Origin of the sequence: Phaeobacter sp. HS011, assembly GCF_018101215.1 — a bacterium.
GTDB lineage: Bacteria > Pseudomonadota > Alphaproteobacteria > Rhodobacterales > Rhodobacteraceae > Phaeobacter > Phaeobacter inhibens.
Map to the genome: position 1 here is coordinate 353,403 of NZ_JAGEUF010000001.1, position 20,631 is coordinate 374,033.

Sequence of the window (20,631 nt, forward strand, 5' to 3'; positions counted from 1 at the left end):
GTGAATAGCACCGCTTGGCTGGCAGTCTGCGGGTGTGATTGCGGCGTGATGTTAAGCCGGTATAGCCATCTGTTCGGTATGCAGAAGATCACGTACGGCGCTGATGATGGGGTCTTTTGCACGGGACGCGAGATGGGCGAACAAGACACGTGTGGATTTGCGAACTTCAAGAAGCAGGGCGATATCGCCGCTCACCGGTTCGGTCCCCGCAGAACTGACATGAACCAGCCCGATGCCGGCACCGCTTGCGATCAAGGTCCGAGTAATCGTTTCGTCGTCAACATTGATGATGCGGGCGGGCTGGATGCCGTTTTCCTTAAACAGGCGCTCCGCAATGCGCCCGCAGCATGAACTATAGGTCGGATAGATCCAGGGCAGGGTTTCAAGCCGAGCCCAATCGAGATCAGAACGTTCCGACACCAGATCCGGGGCAGCGGCGAGATAAACGCTGAAATGCGAAATTTCCAGCGTTTCCAGATCGGTATGCGCCTCATCTGGATCGATGAAAAAGCCGGCATCCAGCCGCCCGTTGCGAATATCGTCCAGCACACTGGAGGATGTGCCATGTTGCAAAGCGACTTCCAGATCCGGGAAGTTCTTCGACAGATCTGCGAGCAGACGGCTCACCTCGGTTGACCCCAGGTTGCGTCCGGCACCCACCCGCAGCTGACCGGCCAAGCGGCCACGCAAGCGAGAGGCTTCCTCCAAAAACTTCTGGTGATTGTCCAACAGTTGCCGCGCTTCAACCAAGAGCCGCTGACCATCGGTGGTGACGCTCATTCCGCGTGGTGTGCGCTGGAACAGTGTCAGGCCAAGCGTGTCTTCCATCGTTTTGATGTGGGCGCTGACGGCAGGTTGACTGCGAAACAGCAGTTCTGACGCGCGCGTGATACTTCCTTCCCTTGCCACGGTGACAAAGGTCTTGAGTTGACTGATATCCATGGTTACCCCTTCAGATGTCATAGGGCGCCAAGGACAATAGCGCCGCTATACAATGGCACGCTGCCACCCCTGGTCAGCGCACTCAGAACACCTTTTATGCGCCTTTTGCGTGAAGTCAAAACATAAACACTCGCAAAGCGGTAGTTGGCTGCATTCCGCCTGTTTTCAATTTCAACTGGATTAAGCTTGTTCGCGCTCATCAGCGAGCTGATGAGCGACAGGCCGCGTCATGGCGACCAGAGGTAACGACAGAGTAACGACACGGACGTCAGCTGATCGACGTCGCGCTGTCCCCCATCCGCCGCCACAGGCTGTTCAGAGTGGGTTTGCTATTCTCAGTCTCGCGATAAAGGCGGACCGATAGGGGGGTCACAAACGCTTCTCCACCGGCAACCGCCAGACGGCCCTCGGTGAGTTCAGCTTGGCAGAGTTTACGCGGTAGCCATCCCAGCCCGAAACCTTCCAGAATCATTGCCTTGACCGAGTTGGCCAGAGAATTTTGGTTCACCACCAGCAGGTTTGGCGGCGAAATCTGCTGCCGCAGAGTGTGGTCAAGAACCGATCTCAGTGCAGATGCACTCCCATACGACAGAAGGGGTATCTGTCGCTTGGGATCACGGCGCAGATCAAACAGCGGGCTGCCGTCGGCATCGGTTTTTGATACCGGGATGAATTCGTCTTCTGACAGCGTAAGGTAGTCGCACTTGCTGACTTCCAGCGGTGAGAGAAAGTCCATTGCCGGATGCCAATAAGTCAGGATGACGTCGCAATACCGCTGCTGCAGAGCGGTCACAAATTGATCGGCCGCCCAGCTGGTTGAATTGAGATCAACATCCAGCCCGCCGGCCTCCATCAGAGGTTCGATGTGGTCCCGGAAATGCGTCATGTAAAGCGACTGTGACGACGCAAAGCGAATGACGTTTTCACCTGCAGCATCAATAGTCTGGCAGCGTTCCAGTGTTTCGGAGTATGTGCGCAGGATGATTTTTGCCTGCGACAGGAACACATCCCCGGCCGGCGTCAAAGACAGCGGAAAAGTTTGCCTGTTGATCAGCTTCACGCCGACCTCATCCTCCAGCGCACGAATGCGCCTGGAGAATGCAGGTTGGCTGACATTGCGTTCTTCCGCAGCGCGCGAAAAATTCTTATGCGTTGTCAGCGCTTCAAAATCTCTGAGCCAGATAATATCCAACTTGCCTAGGTCCGTTCTGGGGTCATCCAGTGGGCCGGGGGTTCCGGTGTTTAGCTGTTCAGCCTATTTTCTTCGACTGCGTGGCAGGCAACGGTGCTGCCGTCTGCTTGGCGCAGTGGCCGTGGCCGCGACTCGCGACATCTAGCATTCGCAAATGCACAGCGCGTTTGGAAGGGGCAACCTTGAGGCAGGTTGATCGGCGTCGGGATCTCACCTTGCAGTCGAATATGGTTTTGTCCCTGGTCTTTCAGCTGCGGGACTGCCGACAGCAGAGCCTTGGTGTAAGGGTGTTTCGGGTTTTCAAACAGGGTCTGGGTATCGGCCAGTTCGCACAATGTGCCGAGATACAGGACCGCAACGCGGGTGCCGAAATGCTCCACAACACTCAGATCGTGGGTGATGAAGAAATAGGTCAACCCGCGCTGGTCTTTGGCTTCCAGCATCAGGTTCAGAACCTGTGCCTGAATCGAGACGTCCAACGCCGAGATGGGTTCATCCGCGATGATAAACTCAGGATCCACCGTCAGCGCCCGGGCGATCGCGATCCGCTGGCGTTGGCCGCCGGAGAACTCATGCGGATAGCGGCTGGACCAGCTGGGATCCACACCAACGGACCGCATCACCTCTGAAACCTTGTCACGAACTTCCCCGCGCGACAGAGAAGGATTATGGTGGCGAACTGGCTCTTCCAGTGCCTGCTGAATGGTCATACGCGGGTTGAGAGAAGCATAAGGGTTCTGAAAAATCATCTGCATCTTCTTGCGCAGAGGCATCATCTCCCCGCGCGAGCGATCATCGATCCGTTCACCGTCATAGTGGATTTCGCCGCCACTCGGCGCCAGCAACCCCGCAACCAGACGGGCGACTGTAGATTTGCCGCAGCCCGATTCACCGACGATACACAACGCCTCTCCCCGATCGGCACTGAGCGAGACATTGTTCACCGCATGAACGGCGCGTTTTTCCCGGGTGATGCGGCCGCCGCGCAGCTTGATGGTTTCCAGGAACCCTTTGTCCAGCTCAAAGCGTTTCTCAAGGTTCTTCAGCTCAAGCAATGGTTTGCTGTCTTGTGTCTGGGTGGTCATACGCTTGCCTCCTCAAGGCTGGCATTCTGCAGGCGGGAGACTTCGTGACAGGCGACCTCGACCTGACGGTAGCTGACTGTTTCCGGCAAGACCTTGCGGCAATGGTCGACCGCATATTCGCAACGCGGGCTGAACGGGCAGCCCGGTGGGATGGATGCCAGACCGGGCATATTGCCGGGGATCTGTTTCAGTCGCTGGCCCGGCAGAGTTTGTTGCGGCAGCGCATTGATCAGTCCCTGGGTATAGGGGTGCTGCGGGTCGTTGATAATCTCACGGGTTGGACCGGCTTCGATCAGGCGCCCCGCATACATCACCAGGGTTCGCTCAGTCATCTGGCTGACGACGCCAAGGTCATGGGTGATCAGGATCAGACCGACCTTGTTGGACTGACACAGCTCCAGCAGCAACTCCATGATATCCGCCTGAATGGTCACATCCAGCGCCGTCGTCGGTTCATCCGCGATGATGAGTTCGGGATCAAGCAGCAGCGCCATCGCAATGATGATCCGCTGTCGCATACCGCCAGACAATTCATGTGGATACTGGTTTAAACGTTCCTCGGGTGAGGGGATATAAACCTCGCGCAGCTTCAGGATCGCGATCTGCTCTGCCTCAGCTTTGCTCAGCGAACGGTGCGCTTTGAGAGTCTCAACCATCTGCTGGCCGATTGTTAAAACCGGGTTCAGCGTGACCATCGGATCCTGAAAGATCATCGCCATGCGATTGCCGCGGATCTTGCGCATTTCGGCGTCCGACAGCTTAACGATATCCTTGTCGCCAAACAGGATCTGACCGCTGTCGATGAACCCCGGCCGGCTGAGCAGGTTCATCAACGAAAACCCAGTGATGGATTTACCGGCGCCGGATTCACCGACGATGCCCAGGCGCTCACCTTTGCCAAGGTCGAAGGAAATCTGGTTCAATGCGGTGACGGTGTGATCACGCATCGCAAATTTGACCGTCAGGTCGCGAACGGAAAGCAACGACATCGCTCTTATCCTTTGTAAAGTTTCGGATTCAGCACGTCACGCATCCAGTCACCCAAGAGGTTGATGACAAGAACGAGGACCACCAGAACCACGCCGGGGATGGCGGTGATCCACCAACTGCCCGAGAAGATGTAGTCGAAGCCCGAGGAGATCAGCGATCCGAGCGAGGGCTGGCTGGGGGGCATCCCAAGACCCAGGAAGCTGAGTGAGGCCTCGGAAATAATCGCATTGGCCACCTGTACAGTGGAGATCACAAAAATCGGTGACAGTGAATTGGGCAGAATGTGACGGACCATGATCCGCACCGGGCCAAAGCCGAGCACGCGGGCACTGTCGATGTATTCCTTCTTTTTCTCGGCCAGAACAGTGGCGCGTACGGTTCGGGCATATTGCGGCCATTCGGCGACGCCAATCACCGCGATAAGGAAGTAGATTGCATATTGATTGAACGTCTCGCTGCCGAACATTGCCTGCGTCACCGCAAGGAAGATGATGGCCACCATCAATGTTGAGAACGACAGCTGGATATCAGCAAAGCGCATCAGCAGGCTGTCGAGCCGTCCGCCGACATAGCCAGCCACCAACCCGATAGAGATCCCAAGGAAAGCCTGCAAAGCCACCGCGCAAAGACCAATCAGCAGCGACAACCGCGTTCCATAGAGGATGGTGGACCATAGATCGCGTCCCTGATCATCGGTGCCGAACACAAACTGAGAATCCGAGCCGTCGATCCAGACCGGTGGGTATTCACTGTTCATGATATCAATTTGTGCAGGATCATAGGGGTCAAACGGAGCCAGAACCGGTGCCAGAATTGAAGCGATGGTGATAACCGAGAAGACCGCAAAGGAGACCATCGCCACAGGGTTGCGCCGAAAGCTGTAACCCATGTTGGAATTCCAAAGGCGACTGAACCGCGATGGTGTGCTCTGGTTTGTGCTAAGGCTGCTCATGCGCCCATCCTCGCAATATTAACAGTTGGATTGACGAGCCCGTAGATCAGGTCAACGATGGTATTGGTGACCACAAAGATGAACCCCACGATGATGAGGTAGGCCACGATCAGCGGGGTATCGACGCGGTTGACGGCCTCCAGGAACATGAACCCCATGCCAGGCCACTGGAAAACGGTCTCGGTCAGGATGGTATAGGCCACCATCGTTCCGATCTGAACGCCGCCAACAGTAATCACCGGCAGCAACGTGTTTTTGAGCGCATGGATGAAGTAAATGCGATAGGGACGAATGCCTTTGGCGCGGGCATATTTCACGTATTCGCTTTGCAGAACTTCCATCATCTCAGCCCGGATCAGGCGCACAAACAGCGGCAGCATGATCGAGGCCAGGGCGACGGAGGGCAGCAGGATATGCACCCAGCCATCAGCGGTGGCAAAATTTGTGTCCCAATAACCGAAGACATGGACAACGTCGCCACGCCCATAGGAGGGGAACCAGCCAAGTTCTACCGAGAAAACGAAGATCATCAGGATCGCAGTCAGGAACACCGGAACGGAGATCCCGACAATCGAGATGCCCATGATCAGGCGGCTAAGGATCGTATTGGGTTTGATCGCGGTGTAGACGCCGAGGGGAACGGACAGACCGACAATGATCAGGGTTGCCCCCATAACCAGCTCAAGCGTTGCCGGAAGCTTTTTCAGGATCACATCCAGCGCGGGTTCCTTGAAGAAGTAGCTGGTGCCGAGATCCCCCTGTAGCGCGTTGCCGAGAAAGCGGACATATTGGGTCACAAAGCTGTCGTTCAGGCCCAGTTCGTCGCGCAGCTGCTGACGGACCTCTTCCGACACGGACTGACCGACCAGCTCCCGCAGGGGGTCACCGAGGTTGTCCTGAATGGCAAAGCCGATCAGCGAGATGGCAAACATCACCGCGATGGCCTGGAACACGCGTTTCACGAGGTAGGCGAGCATGTTTAAGTTACCTTGTATCAGTCACTTGTTGATGGGCACAACGCTATTGACGCCCGGCGGGCGGCAGGGACATGCCCATAAAGAAGTGGTGAAAATCTGGGGAATATTTCGAAATAGCCGGGGCAGACCTGCTGCCCCGGCCTGAAACCTATCAGTCGACTTTCAGATCGCCGAAGTAGGGGAAGTTCAAAGCATTCACGATTTTTTCAGCGTGGACACCGTCGCGCGCACCCCAGGCCAGGTTCTGCCAGTGCAGCGGAATGAAGGCAGCGTCTGCATAAAGGATGCCTTCCAGCTTGCGCAGCAATTCACCGCGTTTGGTCTGGTCGGTTGTCGCATTGGCTTCCGCCATCAGCGCATCCGCTTCCGGGTTACAGTAGTTGCCGGAGTTGTACTGACCGTTGCCGGTGGTTTCATCCGGGCAATGGGTCAGGAACTGATGGAAGTTAGCGGAATCTTCAGTATCCGCATGCCAGCCGATCATCATCATATCCGCAGCGCGCTCGTCGAATGTCGGCCAATATTGCGCCTTGGGCATGGTCTGCAGATCAACCTTGATGTTGATTTTCGCCAACATCGAAGCCACGGCCTGAGCGATTTTATCATCGTTCACATAGCGGTTGTTCGGCGCCATCATGGTGACGGAAAACCCATCCGCATAACCAGCCTCAGCCATCAGTGCTTTGGCTTTCTCGACGTCAAAGCGCGGCGTCAGGCTCTCATCATAACCAAGGTAACCGGCCGGGCTGGCCTGTGCACCAACGGTGCCGAAGCCACGCATGATGCGGTCCACGATGCCGGCATTGTTCACCGCATAGTCGATCGCTTTGCGAACGCGGGCATCTTTGAACGCTTCAACGCGGTTCTGGTTCAGTTGGAACGTGATGATACGGGTGCCGGGCTCGGTGATCAGCGTGGTACCATCGTGTTCCTCAACCCGCTTCAGATCCGTCGGCGGAACGGGCGCGATGAAATCAACGTCACCTGCCAACAGCGCTGCGACGCGTGTCGGATCTTCTTTGATCGGAGTGAGGATGATCTTGTCGACATTGCCCTCGGAAGCGCTGTCCCAATAGCCGTCAAAGCGGTCGAAGATCACCTTCACGCCCTGCTCACGCTCGGTGACGGTGAAGGGGCCAGTACCCGAGAGATTGCGCGAGGCGAAGCTGTCGCCGTGCTTAACGAGCTCGGCCTTTTCTTTACCGTCCTCGGTAGTGCCGGAGTAAAACTGGCTATCCATCGGGAAAATATATGTCGCTGTATGCAAGATCAGCGGATAAGGCTCGGATGTTTTCAGGTCGAATGTCAGCTCGTCAACGACTTCGACGTCAGTGAAAGGTGCAAAGATACCTTTGAAATCAGGGCTGGCCTTCAGGCGGTCAAATGTCCAATCGACATCAGCCGACGTCAGCGCATTTCCGCTATGGAAGGTCACACCGTCGCGCAGTTTGAACCGCATCGTGGTCTCGTCGATCTGCTCCCAGCTTTCGGCCAGACGTGGCGCGAACTGCAGGTCTTTTGTCCAGCGCACTAGCGGGTCAAAAACCATGTGCGAAAGCTGCAGAGTGCCACCCGACAGCTGCTCGTGCGGGTCCAGCGAAACCGGATCGGCATCGTAGGCGACCTTGATGGTCACTTCCGCCATTGCTGCCGTGCTCAGGGTCGCCGTCAGCGTGGCAACAGCGAGCGTGCTCGCAAAATGTTTCATTATTCGTCCTCCCGTTACGGTATTGTTACATCATCGGTATCGCAGCGCTGGCGAACAATCCAATGCCGATTGCAATGCGGCTATGCAAAATGCGTATAGCTATATTTTCTAATATTTTTCAAATTATTACAGGCATTTTCAGGCTGCCAACGGCAAACCCGGATCCCATTTTCCACATAGAACAGCTGCTATTTGGGGCGGTAGAATCAGCGTCGACAGCAGAACCGAAGGTGGCGACTTGTGCTGAAACTTGCGCACAACGATCAAACATCTGCGCCATTTTCGGCCTAGAGCCGCGCGATCTCCGAATAGTCGTGACACCAAGAATCAGGACGTAGCAAAGGCGAACGGCATCGAGCCCTCGTAGCGGATCAAGAAACAGTCGATTGCATCGAGGGTCTTTGTGCGCGATGTGCGCCCATTAATGCTTCGTTAACCATGATTGTCGGCCAAAGATTTGCGTGCAATCCGGAAAAACCCTATCGCTTTTAGTCAAATCGTTCCATCTAACGCGAAAGAGAGCCCTCAATGGCAAATGTATTCGTTGCGTCGTTTCCAGGCGTGTCCTCGCTGAGCAATTACTTGGCTTTCGACGGGTTTGAAACCTCTCGTACATCGTTCGGAACCGTCGTCTCACCGACCGAGCTCGAACAGATCAGCGAAGATGGGTCAATTCTGCGTTTAGGCGGCGATTTCTCTAGCGACGATCAGGCCGATTGGCAGATTTTCTCGATGGATCATTCGCTTGATGGCTCCCCGATCGTCTCGATTTCTGACATCTCGATGAGTTTTGACCGTTTCGTTTCGCTGCGCGCCGAAGACGTCGCACGAGAACTTCTCTCCGGCGATGACCAAATCACCGCACTCTTGAATGACAATGTAACGGCAATTCGAACCTATGCTGGCGGAGATCGGGTTTCGCTGGGCGCCGGCGACGATACCGTAGCGGCCGGGGCTGGTAATGATTTTCTGACCGGCGGGTTGGGTGCTGATGTTCTTCGCGGCGGTTCGGGAGCCGACACATTGCACGGCAATGGTGGCGACGATGTACTACGCGGTGGTGTTGGCCGTGATGTCATCTTCGGCGGCGTGGGAGCCGACCTACTTGGAGGTGGTCGTGGCAATGACCGCCTGATCGGTGGGTCAGGCAGTGACACAATTCGCGGCGGCGCCGGTGTTGATCGCCTGTACGGCGGAACCGGGGATGATGTCATGACAGGCGGTGACGGGGCCGATATCTTTGTGTTCAATGAGGGCGATCACACAGATCGCATAACCGACTTTGAGGTTGGCGTTGACCGCATCAAACTGGGTCGTGGAGCGGAGAGTATGGACGACGTCGACTTCGCACAGGTCGGCGACGATGCCGCGATCTATTTTGCCAATGTGACCATACTGGTCGAGGACACGGCGTTTTCCGAACTACAAAGCGCAGACCACTTTCTGTTCTGATATAGTGGCCATAGGGCCAGATGTCTCACCGACCCCGCATCAGCCCTCAGATCGGCTGCTTTCTGGGCCGACTGACGGCAACAAGCGAGCCGACTTCAGGCTCATCGAAGGAGGTAAATGATGATAACTGTTAAGTGTAAACTCGTTGCCGCAGCACTGTCTTGCATCCTGCCGATGGCGGCAGCTGCGGATCCGTTGCCACGCAGCGCGAAGATCGCAAGCCCACAGAAGATTGCAAAGATCTACTCTGGGAAGACCGAGCTTTGGACCAACAACTGTGGTGGCGGCATCTATTTCGGGCCAGGCGGTCAGGCAAGGGCCTGGTGTGCTGACCAAAGTGAAAACCTGGGCGCGGGTACTTGGAGCGTCGATGCTAATGGCCAGATGTGCCAGGATCTTGTCTGGTATTATCCCAGCGGGCGCCGCGCTGGCGCCAGCGCAAGCGACAAATCCTGCATCAGCCATGTCGTCGATGCCTGGGGCGTCATGTGGCGCAGTTGGCCAAATGACCCAGAATGGTGGCCGATGGGAAAGGACGCAGGTCTGGTGCGTGGATATAAATTCCAGACACAGGTTCGGCAGACCCGTTCGAAACTGGGCTTCTGACTGCCGCAAAGAAACATCCAATTCGAGGGTCGGGCAAAAATCTGTCCGACCCTTCGCTTTTGGCTTGCGCCCGTGCTCTGCTACGCATAAACCCCGCCGCAGTGGACCGATAGCTCAGCTGGATAGAGTACTTGACTACGAATCAAGGGGTCGGGGGTTCGAATCCTCCTCGGTCCGCCATTACCTCCTTGTTGAACGCCAAGCAAAACTGACCTTCTTGTCAGGTTGCTGACCCTAACTCAGAAAACGTACGTTCATGCGGCAGGCCGCGAAGATGCCAAAAGAGCCCTAAGCGGACTCTGATCGCCTGCTAGGCCTTCGCCCGCGCGGCATGACGCGAACGGCGCCAAGCGGCCGTTCAAGGTCTATCAGGAAAAAATGGCTGAGCAGGACAAACTAACCATACCCGGAGCTTGGCCCCGCATAGGTTTCATTTGGGGGCGCCCGACGCAACACTTTTTATGATCGACGTTTCAGCGCTTCTAATTATGCAACCTTCAAGCGGTCTCCGCCCTAAAAGGTAGAGCAGATAACCTATCCTAACGACGGACACGATGACTGATATCAACGAACTCCGCGGACCCGTGCTTGCGCCTTCCCAACGTCGATTGCACTTACACAATACACTACGATGAAGCCAACAACATACAGCGCCTGCATTTGACGCCCAACGGGTTGAACGTCCGAGCGCCGCAGTGCTTCGTACTCGATGGGATCGCCCACCGGGATGCGCCGCCCCTGCTAGAGTTTGAGGATCTCCGTCAGTGTTCCGGCTTCAGAACTCGACGAAAGAGCTTAAACTGGCACACTTGGGCAAGGGAGATTTCCTCAATCTTCTGAACTCTTCGAAAATTGAGACGTTGCTCGATTAGCTGTTCAGCCAAAACCTGTTCGTCCACTACCACGTCCTTGACCCACTCTACTGGTTCATTGTTGATTCCGTCATCACCGAAAATGCCAACGTGTATCTCATGATGATCGCTCCCATACTCAATAACGATCTCTACACGATTTTGCGCGATAACGTGGGGATGAGCGCGAACTTGCTTGAACAGTACACCTATCCAGATGTCGAGCATGATCGGCTGGCAGCGTTCATCGCGGAACTGCGCGACCTGCTAGAGATCCAACGCCAATTGCTACCCCCCTTCAACTTTCAAATGCTCAAAGGGCTACTCCAAATTGCAGCTGAACTGGACGCGCTCCCTTACCTCGAAGACGAGCCCCCAACGTTCTTATCGACGGATTTGGAGACTTTTACCTCCAACGCATCGCTCTATTCAAAAATTCCACGCACATCCGGGACACTGAGGTGGTGATCGAAGCCTATCTCCGTGATCTTGATTTGCGGGATGGCAACGCTCCTCTAAGCAACTTTTCATTCGTTGACTCGAAGGACCACCCATGGGTGCAGGTGTCCGACGTGATGGCAGGCCTTCTCGGAAAGTTTTTTGGCTTCGTGAATCGAACGCCCGCACCAGACTTAAACTATGCTCGATCCCAGTTCACTGATCGACAAAAGCGCGGCCTCAAAATGCTGACCCACTTGATAAGCCGTTCGGTGGAAGAATGTCCGGCTTTTGTCCATTATGTTGTGTCGCTGGAGGATCAACACCGACGAGAGAGCGTGCTTGGTTTCTAGCCGTGATCGCCCAAACCTCGTGTTAGTCTGCTGCAGGATTTGGGTTGGCAATCCCGGAACGGCTGACTTAGGATCGAAACCGATGACTGCTCGCAGCCCTAAGCGGACATTCATGCAGGGCGCGGACAAGGCACTGCTGCGAGCGCGAGGGTCTTCCCGTTAGCGGGCCTTCAAGGCTGCTCAGCTAGCCCTGGGAATGCCGCTCTTTGCTTAGAAGTCAGCGAAGCGCAGTTAGTGACCTTTGCAAAGTCGTGAAATCTGCCAGCCGGACGGCGGTCCCATGCTGCACGAGCAACGGATGGAGCAGACCTTCGCCGCAAGTGCAGCCACCAACCATCATCGAACGGACGGGATGTGGACAAAGTTACCTTTCGCTACGGCTGCGCCGATGTCAGAAACCGACTAGGAAATCCGACCGCCTGGCCCGATTGCAAATCGAACAACAAGGGAAATGACCATTCCAATCGCAACGAACGTTGCTGTGTTCTGAGCAAGGTTTAGCCAACCATATGAAGTCAGGATGCCATCTATCTCTCGAACTTTGTCGCCACCACCTAATTGAGAGAAAGAGCTGGGGTCCACCGACTGTATCCAGCCTCGGAACCGTCCGATTGCAATGCTTGCCAGAGCTATGAGAAACATGATCGCCCCTCCCCAAATTACAGCCTGAAACCAAGAAATATTCTTTCGCATTAGTCTGTTGAGTATCGGAGCCGCAATTAGCCAGCTCGCAATAAATGCAATCGGGAGGCCGATGGCTGCGGCCCAAATCAATATGCTGAAGAATTGGAGAAGTCCGGCACTGTTCATACCGGCAGAAATAGGAACCGCTATCGACAGCCAACCAAGAACAGCTGACGAATTGACTGCCCGCTTCCATTGTTTTCGGGTATATGCGCGTTCAGCGTTTGGGTGCTGATCATCCATAGGCTTCTCCAAGTTCGATCATGGCAGCGTAGCAGACCTTTATGTAAACTGCAGCATCGGTCAAAGAGGGTTCTTGCTGCCTTGCGGCGATGCACCAGCAGGGTTGCAGCGTGCGCGCACATGTTCCCGGTCCTCAGAGGACGCCAGCCAGCCCGGAGCGGACATAGACATGGCGGCGGGTGCCATGATGCTGTCAGTGCAAAATTCCATGGTCAATTATTCCCCGAAGCGGACGCTCGGCAGGGCTAAGCTGTCTCAGGTGATGCTGCGGACAGCACCAAGGGCAGCGAAGCGCAGATAGTATGCGTAGTTGGGCTACCTCTGTTTCGAGGTCGAGCTCCCAGTACGATCACAAGAGGTGGCCCGAGAAATATGAACAGTTGAGCTAGGTGGATTTTCCGCTCCTGATCCGGCGGCGTGCCGGGACGAAGGAGCAACGATGGCAAGACGACCCAGACGGAACCACAGCCCGGCATTCAAGGCGAAAGTCGCATTGTCAGCTTTGAAGGGCGACGAAACGATGAGCGAATTGGCGACGCAGTTTGACGTTCATCCAAACCAGATCAAGCAATGGAAAGACCAGCTCCTAGACGGCGTGACAGACGTTTTTGACGACAAGCCGAAGGCGTCGAAGGAGCCCGAGATCGATGTCAAATAGTTGCACGCGAAGATTGGCCAGTTGACGCTGGAAAACGGTTTTTTTGCGCGAAGCGCTCGCCAAGGCCGGTCTGTTGGGGAGCGTAAAGAAATGACCAACCGCGACCACAAGCTGAGTTTGACCCGCCAAGCCGATCTGCTCGGGATCATGCTGCACGATGCCAACAGAGCATCAATCAGACTGCGAAGAGACATGTGACCCGGATGAGTGACAATGACCCAGCGATCAAGGAAAACGAGCTTGACCCAAACACCCAATTAGAGAAGCGACCTTGGCAAAGTTATGCGAACGACCCAGAGTGCCCCTTGGAGCCATCCGCATTGAATGTCTTATTTGCGCACATAACGAAGCTCGTATGGATCGGCGATAGGTGTTTTTGTTTGGAGCATCCCTCTTTTACGCCAAGCCTAAAATTCGCCAGATACCCGCAGAATTATCCCATCGTCATATTTGAATGACGCGGCAACCATGTCGCGCACAACTTTGTAGAATTGGCTTTGAAAAGGTTGCACCTGTGACCACAACGTCAAAGTCCCAGACATTCCCAGTCTGACAGGTCAAATCCAACCCGTTCTTTGTGCTATCCATAACCAGAATGCTATTTTTAGCGCAATTGGCGATAGCTGTGCGTGCGGTTACTTCGTCAGAATTATAATCCATTACTCTGCCGGTCTCCGACAGGCCGCCGCAGCTGAACACGGCATAGTTCACATTGAATTTAGAAAAAAATTCAAGTGCAGGCGTCCCAATCATATCCAGGTCGCGCATTCGGACAGCCCCACCTGCCAGTTCAACCGCAACGCCCTGAGCATGTTGCAAAGCGCAGACCGCGTGAATGCTGTTGGAGGCCACAAATAGGTCCTTGTGCGAGGCCAAAAAACGCGCGCATGTCTCTACTGTCGTGCCGGTGCCCAAAGCCAAGCGCGCACCATCTGGGATCAAGTTCTTGACTGATAAAGCAATTCGTTGCTTTTCCTGCCGTGCAATCCCTTCGCGTGGCAGATAGCCGATATTTTCGCTTTGTTGGCGCAGTCGCACGGTACCATTACGCCGCTGTACCAAGCCGGCCTCATCCAGATCCCGTAGATCTGCGCGGATCGTTTGAACAGAGACATCAAGTTCGAACGAAAGATCCATAGCCGAAAGCATATCATTCTCTGACAATAGCGATATGATCGTATCTCTTCGCTGGGTAACACCCCTTTGCACAGCAGGGTCCTCTAATAAAATATCAATTTTTCCATAATGTTAGGAAACTCGGCGGCGCACTGCAATATAAATATAACCTTCAAGTAACTGTTACAAACCTGTCAAGGTTCTCAGCGATAAGGCGACTCGCAAAATGCTTTCGTTCGAAAGAATAACCTTCAGGAGAGCCCTATGAAGTCCGTCCTCACATCCTCCGCTTTCGCGCTCTTGGCCAGCACAGCCATTGCCGACACGATCACCCTTTACACCTCGCAACCCAATGCTGACGCGCAGCGCACGGTTGATGCCTTTATGGCAGCCAACCCCGGCACTGAAGTCGATTGGGTGCGTGATGGCACGACCAAGCTAATGGCACGCCTGCGCGCGGAGATCGAAGCCGGTAACCCGCAGCCTGACGTGCTTTTGATCGCAGACACCGTAACCCTTGAAGGCATGGCACAACAGGGCCTGCTGAATGCCTATAGCTCCCCCGAAGCCGAGAACTACGACGCAGCCCTCTTCTCACCCAAGGGGTTTTACTACTCCACCAAGCTGATCACGACCGGCCTTGTCTACAATACCGGCGTTGAAACCGCACCGACATCTTGGGGCGACCTTTCTGACGCCTCAATCAAGGGTCAGATCGCAATGCCATCACCTCTGTATTCCGGTGCCGCGTTGATCCACCTTGCCACGCTCACAAGCGACGACAGCTTGGGCTGGGACTACTACGAAGGCCTTGCCGCCAACGGGGCGCGCGCACAGGGCGGCAATGGTGGTACGTTCAAGGCCGTCGCCTCGGGCGAAAAACCCTACGGCATGGTCGTGGACTTCCTCGCGATCCGCAACAAGGCCGATGGGTCGCCAGTAGAGTTCGTTTTCCCTGAAGAAGGCGTCTCCTATGTGACTGAGCCGGTTGCGATCTTGTCCTCTGCCAAGAACGTTGCGGGCGCAGAGAAGTTTGTCGACTTCTTGCTGAGCGAAGACGGTCAGGACCTGGTTCTGGATATGGGCTATATCCCGGCTCGCGACGGCATGGGTGTCCCCGCAGGTTTCCCCGCGCGCGATGACATCAAGTTGATGGCCTTTGATCCTGCCGAAGCGCTCGCAAACGCAGATGCCAACAAAGCCAAATTCTCAGAGCTTTTCGGCGCTGAGTAATGTTTGCCGCACAATACAACGGAGGCAGCCGGTCCGAGGCCCGGCTGCTCTCTGCTATTCTGGTCGTCGCGATCTGTCTGACGCTTGCCCCAGTGTTGCGCCTTTTTGTCGAGGGCGTCACGTATCAAGGGGACCCCAGCCTTACCCTGATGCGCGATGTGCTGGCGCAGCCCTCAACCATTAGCGCGCTTGAACATTCGTTGATCACGGCTGGTTGTGGCACTTTGGTGTCTTTGGTGCTTGGATCTGCTTTTGCATTCCTCGTCGCGCTGACAGACCTCAGGGCGAAGGCGGCGTTGGTTTTCTGCCTGATGATCCCGATGATGATCCCGCCGCAGATTACCGCGCTGTCTTGGGTCCAGATTATGGGGCCTTCGTCGGCTCTGTTGAAAACGCTGGGCATCGCGCCTCCACTTGGGGCGCCGCAGCCACTCTATTCGCCTGAGGGGATTATTTTTCTTCTGGGCATCCAGCATATGTCGATCATTTTTCTGACATTGCGCGCTGGCCTGCGATCTGTCCCCCAAGACGTTGTTGAGGCCGCCCGTATCAGCGGTGCGAAAGGGTTGCGCATATGGTGGCAAGTGGTGCTGCCGCTGACCCTGCCCAGTCTGGGTGCCGGTACGGCAATCACCTTTGTGACCGCTCTTGGCAATTTTGGCATTCCGGCGATGCTGGGCATTCCGGCAGGCTATGCGACGTTGCCGACGCTTGTCTATCAGAAGCTGGCGGGAATGGGGACGACGGTCTTGGCCGAAGTTTCGGTTCTAGCCATGCTAATCGGGGTTGTGGCTGTTGCCGGTATTTTGTTGCAACGTCTCTTCCAGACCCGTCAGAAGCTACACCTTGTCGGTAGCACATCCCGCCCCTTAGTTCTGCCGCTGGGTAAGGCGCGCCTGCCTGTTGAAATCCTTCTGTGGGCGGTGATTTTTGCCATCCTTGTGTTGCCGATGTTTGGCCTTTTGGCCACCTCCTTGATACCCGCCTACGGGGTGCCGCTGCGCCTTGATACGGTCAGCATTGCGTCGTGGCAGGAGGTGATTTTCCGGCAACCCTCAACATCACGCGCGTTTACCAACTCATTCGGGCTGGCAATGGGCGCATCCTTGGTGCTTGTCGTGATTTGCTTCCCCCTTGCGTGGCTGATGGAGAGGCGCAAGAACCGGCTTGCTCGCCTGTTCGATAGCCTGCTTGACTTGCCCTACGCGCTGCCGGGGGTGGTTTTATCGATTGCCATGATCTTGCTACTGATCAAGCTGCCTTTCACAGATGCCACGCTTTACGGCACCATCTGGATTATTTTTCTGGCCTATATCGCGCGCTTCTTTGCGGTCATGTTCCGTCCGGTTCAGGCCAGCCTCAAACAGTTTGATCCGGCGATGGACGAGGCAGCGCAATCGGTTGGTGCTTCGCTTTACCGGCGTTTGCGTGATGTGATCTTTCCGCTTTCGGCACCTGCTGCGGCGGCGGGGGCAATTCTTGTCTTTCTCACCGCGTTCAACGAAGTCACGGTGTCTGCGCTTTTGTGGTCCTCGGGCACCGAGACGCTTGGCGTGGTGATTTTCAATCTCGATGACAGCGGCGAAACCGGCATGGCAAGCGCATTGGCGATGACCATCGTGCTTGTCGTCATCGTCCTCATGGCGCTGATTCAGTTGTTATCACGCCGCTTTCCCAAAGGAGTTGTCCCATGGCAGACATAGACCTGTCCGGCGTTGGCAAGACATTCGCAGGTACGCCTGCGCTACAAGACATTACAACGCGGTTTGACGACGGCGAATTTATTGCGCTTTTGGGGCCATCGGGCTGTGGCAAAACCACGCTTTTACGGATCTTGGCAGGTTTTGAAGCGCCCAGCTACGGACGCCTGCGTATCGGGACGCGCGAAATGGCCAACGCCCGAACGGGCGCGAACCTGCCCCCCGAAGTGCGCAAAATCGGGTTTGTGTTCCAATCCTATGCGCTTTGGCCGCATATGTCTGTGCGGCGCAATATATCCTACCCGCTTGAGATCCGAAAACTATCCAAGGCAGAAATCGCAAATCAGACCGATGCCGCCTTGGCCTCAACCGGGCTGGTGGACTATGCTGATCGTATGCCTTCTGACCTTTCGGGGGGGCAAAGGCAGCGGGTCGCCTTGGCCCGCTGCCTTGTGTCTGACCCCTGCGCGGTCCTGCTGGATGAGCCTTTGGCCAACCTTGATGTGGCACTCCGCGCGACGATGCAGGGCGTCTTTACCGACTTCCACAAGCGTACCGGCGCCACGATGGTTTATGTGACTCATGATCAAACCGAAGCCATGGCGATGGCCGACAGAATTGCAGTCATGGATCAAGGGCGCATTCAGCAATTCGATACACCGCAAACCCTTTACGAGCGGCCAAAGAACCGCTTTGTCGCAGAATTCGTCGGGCGCGGCGCAGTAGTGCCGGTGCAAGAGCTCAAATCCGGCGGAAATGCGCAACAGGCGCGTATTCTGGGGGCCGAGGTTGCAGTGCAATCCGCAAGCCAGGAGGCGCAGGTCAGCCATGTCTGTCTGCGCCCTGAAAACCTGACCATTACCGAGACAGGAGATCTGCGCAGCAAAGTCGCGCGGGTCACCTATGTGGGCGGTAAATACCTGTTGGAAGCGGTGACCGACTGCGGTGCACGCCTGTTTGCCGAAACCCGCGCGCGTTTCGAGGTCGGCACCCAATTGGGCCTTACAATTACAACTCCTTGGGCTTTTTGGGAGGATTAAATGCAAAGCATACGTTTACTTTCCGGCATAGGGGACAAAGGTCCCGCATGCATAAAACTGACCTCGGATAATCGGATTTGGCTGCTTGATTGCGGCTTTGGCCCCGAGGCTAACGCGTATTTCGATCCCCTCTGGCTTGAGGGGGCCGAGGCTGTGTTCATCACCCACGACCACATTGATCACATCGGCGGGGCCTCTTATGCTGTGGAGGCAGGGCTGCCTATATATGCCACGGCGCAGACTGCCAAGGCGCTTCCCCCTGCCGCTAAAGTGCATCTGTTGCCCGAACAAGGTCAGACGGTGATCGATGGCGTAACACTGACCACGGGCCGCAATGGGCACGCGATGGGCGGTGTTTGGTTCCACTTCGATCTGGGAGAAGGGTTCTACTATTCTGGTGATTGGTCTGAGGAATCTGATTGGTTTTCCTTCGATGCGCCGCCTCCGGCTGCGACAGCCATTTTGGATTGCTCTTATCATTTGGATGATGTCCCGCAATCTCAACGCCTTGAGGCGATGCATGCCCTGCTGGACAGGGTGCAGGGTCAGGTGCTTTTACCTGTGCCCCCGTCTGGCCGTGCAGGTGAGATGGCGCTGCATCTGATCCGGTGCTACGGACCTGAAAGTGTAATGCTTGACCCTGAGTGCCAAGATACGCTGCGCGCCGCGCTGAACAGTGGCAATGTCAGTGCCAATGCCCAAGAAATCGCTCCGCTTCTGGACCGTGGTCCGATGGAGCAAGCGCGTTTCCTAATCTGCGATACACCCAACGCCGACGGTGGTGCCGCTTGGGGGTATGTGCGGGCCTGGCGTGAAAGCGGCCGTTTGGGGCGCGATGCCCATGTTGTATTCACAGGCCATATGACGGCCCATGCGCGTGGCATTTGCAGTGTTCCGGGCGGCTATTTCCAACGTTGGAACGTGCATCCACCCCTGCGCGATCAGGTGAAGATGCTAAAGCGCCTTGGCGCAAAGCGCTTTGCGCCCGCTTTTTGCGCCCATCCTGAGGATTACCTTGTTGAAGGATTGGATGCCGAGGTGTTCTTCCACGAACGGGTGCGCTTATGAACACGCCCCCTTTGCCATCTCAAGACTTTTGCCTGATCCGGCACGGAGAGACAACCGCCAACGCAGATGCGATCATCGCGGGTGTCACGGATGTTCAGCTGACCCAGCTGGGCCGCAATCAGGCGCGCGCGCTATCTCACACGACATGGCCAGAGCAAATCGCGATCTACGCCAGTCCGATGTCACGGGCGCAAGACACTGCACGCCTTGCCTTTCCGGGCCAGCATTTCTGGCTGCACAACGGATTAAGAGAACGCGACTGGGGCGTGTTTGAGGGGAAACCACTGACTGAACAGCCCCTCCGGGAAGATACGCCGGATCAAGGCGAATGCTGGTCCGGTATGATAATGCGAGTGCACACCGCGATTACAGAAATTTGCGCGGCCTCGCAGGGAAAACTACCGGTTCTTGTTTGTCATTCAGGCATCATTCGTGCGGCTCGTATCCTTTGGACAACCGGCGACGCAGGGCGGCGCCCTCCAAATGCGACACCGCTCCTTTTCAAACAGACAGACAGCAAAATGATGGAGACGCCCCTATGACCCAAGCAACACCTACCCCATGTGTTGTATTCGACGTCGATGGCACACTTGCTGAATTCGATGCAGACCGCCTTGGCCATCTTGTGCATGGTGTTGAGAAACACTGGGATGAGTTTCATCATGCCATGGCTGATGCCGCGTTGATTGCACCAATTGCGAAACTTATGCGTCGGCTGAAAGAAAGCGGGGAGACCATCGTGATCTGTTCCGGGCGGCCAAAAGGCTGGGCCGAACACACGATTGCATGGCTTCACAAACATGACCTGCCTTTCGACGGTATATATTTGCGGGCAATGGATCAGGACAGTGCGAGTGACCCAGAAGTAAAGCGCAGTGCGCTGAACGAAATGAAAGCAGATGGCTTCAAGCCTTGGCTGGTAATTGATGACCGCACTTCGGTCGTCGAGGCTTGGCGCAACGAAGGGCTCGTTTGCCTCCAATGTGCACCAGGGGATTTCTGATCACACATTGTTGATATTTAAACAGCAGTCTGACACGTCGACGGATTAATAAGAGCATTATGTCGAGAGTAAACACTGTGGACGCGTAAAATAAGCTGGATGTGGGTTTTCTTCGCTATTTTGCGTGTATCACCAGTATGCAGCGAACGATCGGAGTCCTTCCATGGCATCGTTAGGCCATGTCCGCTTTAGGCTGGATGCGGTGATCCCATGATAGGCGGAGGTACGGGATCTACTGCAATTTTGGTGCTGCAACGCCAGACTTTCTGCGGCAGCGCATAATCTGAGACGGAAGCTGGCGACCTTTCGGGCTGTTTGATCAAGGCGCATCAATCTTGGA

Annotated in this window: 19 protein-coding genes, 1 tRNA gene and 1 pseudogene; 12 read left to right on the forward strand and 9 right to left on the reverse strand. The window is 55.6% G+C overall.

Features of this window, described 5'->3' with window-relative positions; genetic code table 11:
- Window positions 1-51: 51 nt before the first annotated feature.
- From J4721_RS01665 to J4721_RS01695, 7 genes are all read right to left on the reverse strand, one after another.
- Entirely contained in the window at window positions 52-942 is an 891-nt protein-coding gene (locus J4721_RS01665; protein WP_102884434.1) for a LysR family transcriptional regulator, read from the reverse strand.
- 268 nt (window positions 943-1,210) lie between these two features.
- Entirely contained in the window at window positions 1,211-2,134 is a 924-nt protein-coding gene (locus J4721_RS01670; protein ID WP_211001970.1) for a LysR family transcriptional regulator, read from the reverse strand.
- Between the two features lie 50 nt (window positions 2,135-2,184).
- Window positions 2,185-3,219: an ABC transporter ATP-binding protein gene (locus tag J4721_RS01675; RefSeq protein ID WP_014881731.1), complete on the reverse strand. Its 1,035-nt coding sequence runs from the start codon at window positions 3,217-3,219 to the stop codon at window positions 2,185-2,187.
- A complete protein-coding gene (locus J4721_RS01680) occupies window positions 3,216-4,208 on the reverse strand; it encodes an ABC transporter ATP-binding protein (RefSeq protein WP_014881732.1) in 993 nt (330 codons plus the stop codon). Before J4721_RS01680 ends, J4721_RS01675 begins: the two co-directional genes overlap by 4 nt.
- 5 nt (window positions 4,209-4,213) lie before the next feature.
- Window positions 4,214-5,161, reverse strand: coding sequence for an ABC transporter permease (locus tag J4721_RS01685; RefSeq protein ID WP_211001971.1), 948 nt, complete (start codon window positions 5,159-5,161; stop codon window positions 4,214-4,216).
- The gene (locus J4721_RS01690; RefSeq protein WP_014881734.1) at window positions 5,158-6,138 is read right to left on the reverse strand and encodes an ABC transporter permease; all 981 of its coding nucleotides are present in this window, start codon (window positions 6,136-6,138) and stop codon (window positions 5,158-5,160) included. Before J4721_RS01690 ends, J4721_RS01685 begins: the two co-directional genes overlap by 4 nt.
- Before the next feature lie 151 nt (window positions 6,139-6,289).
- Window positions 6,290-7,846 (reverse strand): ABC transporter substrate-binding protein, encoded by a 1,557-nt coding sequence (locus tag J4721_RS01695; RefSeq protein WP_102856081.1) that lies wholly within the window; start codon window positions 7,844-7,846, stop codon window positions 6,290-6,292.
- A 528-nt stretch (window positions 7,847-8,374) separates the two neighbouring features.
- Between J4721_RS01695 and J4721_RS19825 the strand changes: the two genes are divergently transcribed.
- The 5 genes from J4721_RS19825 to J4721_RS19690 all read left to right on the forward strand — a co-directional run bounded on the left by J4721_RS19825 (window position 8,375) and on the right by J4721_RS19690 (window position 11,546).
- On the forward strand, window positions 8,375-9,298 hold the full coding sequence (locus J4721_RS19825; protein WP_102859785.1) for a calcium-binding protein: 924 nt from the start codon (window positions 8,375-8,377) through the stop codon (window positions 9,296-9,298).
- Window positions 9,299-9,415: 117 nt separating this feature from the next.
- A complete protein-coding gene (locus J4721_RS01705; RefSeq protein ID WP_102859786.1) occupies window positions 9,416-9,904 on the forward strand; it encodes a DUF995 domain-containing protein in 489 nt (162 codons plus the stop codon).
- Between the two features lie 103 nt (window positions 9,905-10,007).
- Window positions 10,008-10,084, forward strand: a tRNA-Arg gene (locus tag J4721_RS01710).
- A gap of 791 nt (window positions 10,085-10,875) precedes the next feature.
- Entirely contained in the window at window positions 10,876-11,223 is a 348-nt protein-coding gene (locus tag J4721_RS19685; RefSeq protein ID WP_102859787.1) for a hypothetical protein, read from the forward strand.
- The gene (locus J4721_RS19690) at window positions 11,220-11,546 is read left to right on the forward strand and encodes a hypothetical protein (protein WP_260079300.1); all 327 of its coding nucleotides are present in this window, start codon (window positions 11,220-11,222) and stop codon (window positions 11,544-11,546) included. The genes J4721_RS19685 and J4721_RS19690 overlap by 4 nt, the downstream gene beginning before the upstream one ends.
- Window positions 11,547-11,948: 402 nt before the next feature.
- On the opposite strand, the gene J4721_RS01720 is transcribed toward J4721_RS19690, so the two are convergent.
- The gene (locus J4721_RS01720) at window positions 11,949-12,473 is read right to left on the reverse strand and encodes a hypothetical protein (protein ID WP_044041053.1); all 525 of its coding nucleotides are present in this window, start codon (window positions 12,471-12,473) and stop codon (window positions 11,949-11,951) included.
- A gap of 439 nt (window positions 12,474-12,912) precedes the next feature.
- Here J4721_RS01720 and J4721_RS01725 point away from each other — a divergent pair.
- A pseudogene (locus tag J4721_RS01725) lies at window positions 12,913-13,275 on the forward strand (transposase); the annotation flags it as partial.
- A 300-nt stretch (window positions 13,276-13,575) separates the two neighbouring features.
- Here the strand turns inward: J4721_RS01725 and J4721_RS01730 are convergent.
- A complete protein-coding gene (locus J4721_RS01730) occupies window positions 13,576-14,307 on the reverse strand; it encodes a DeoR/GlpR family DNA-binding transcription regulator (RefSeq protein WP_275541774.1) in 732 nt (243 codons plus the stop codon).
- Between the two features lie 204 nt (window positions 14,308-14,511).
- Between J4721_RS01730 and J4721_RS01735 the strand changes: the two genes are divergently transcribed.
- The 6 genes from J4721_RS01735 to J4721_RS01760 are packed head-to-tail and all read left to right on the forward strand — an operon-like array spanning window position 14,512 to window position 20,291.
- A complete protein-coding gene (locus J4721_RS01735) occupies window positions 14,512-15,480 on the forward strand; it encodes an ABC transporter substrate-binding protein (RefSeq protein WP_014889304.1) in 969 nt (322 codons plus the stop codon).
- The gene (locus tag J4721_RS01740; protein WP_102875471.1) at window positions 15,480-17,183 is read left to right on the forward strand and encodes an iron ABC transporter permease; all 1,704 of its coding nucleotides are present in this window, start codon (window positions 15,480-15,482) and stop codon (window positions 17,181-17,183) included. The genes J4721_RS01735 and J4721_RS01740 overlap by 1 nt, the downstream gene beginning before the upstream one ends.
- A complete protein-coding gene (locus tag J4721_RS01745) occupies window positions 17,171-18,220 on the forward strand; it encodes an ABC transporter ATP-binding protein (RefSeq protein WP_014889306.1) in 1,050 nt (349 codons plus the stop codon). The genes J4721_RS01740 and J4721_RS01745 overlap by 13 nt, the downstream gene beginning before the upstream one ends.
- Complete coding sequence (locus J4721_RS01750; protein WP_014889307.1) at window positions 18,221-19,288, forward strand: MBL fold metallo-hydrolase; 1,068 nt, start codon at window positions 18,221-18,223, stop codon at window positions 19,286-19,288.
- A complete protein-coding gene (locus J4721_RS01755; protein ID WP_014889308.1) occupies window positions 19,285-19,830 on the forward strand; it encodes a histidine phosphatase family protein in 546 nt (181 codons plus the stop codon). Before J4721_RS01750 ends, J4721_RS01755 begins: the two co-directional genes overlap by 4 nt.
- Entirely contained in the window at window positions 19,827-20,291 is a 465-nt protein-coding gene (locus J4721_RS01760) for an HAD family acid phosphatase (RefSeq protein ID WP_102859792.1), read from the forward strand. Before J4721_RS01755 ends, J4721_RS01760 begins: the two co-directional genes overlap by 4 nt.
- Window positions 20,292-20,631: the final 340 nt, after the last annotated feature.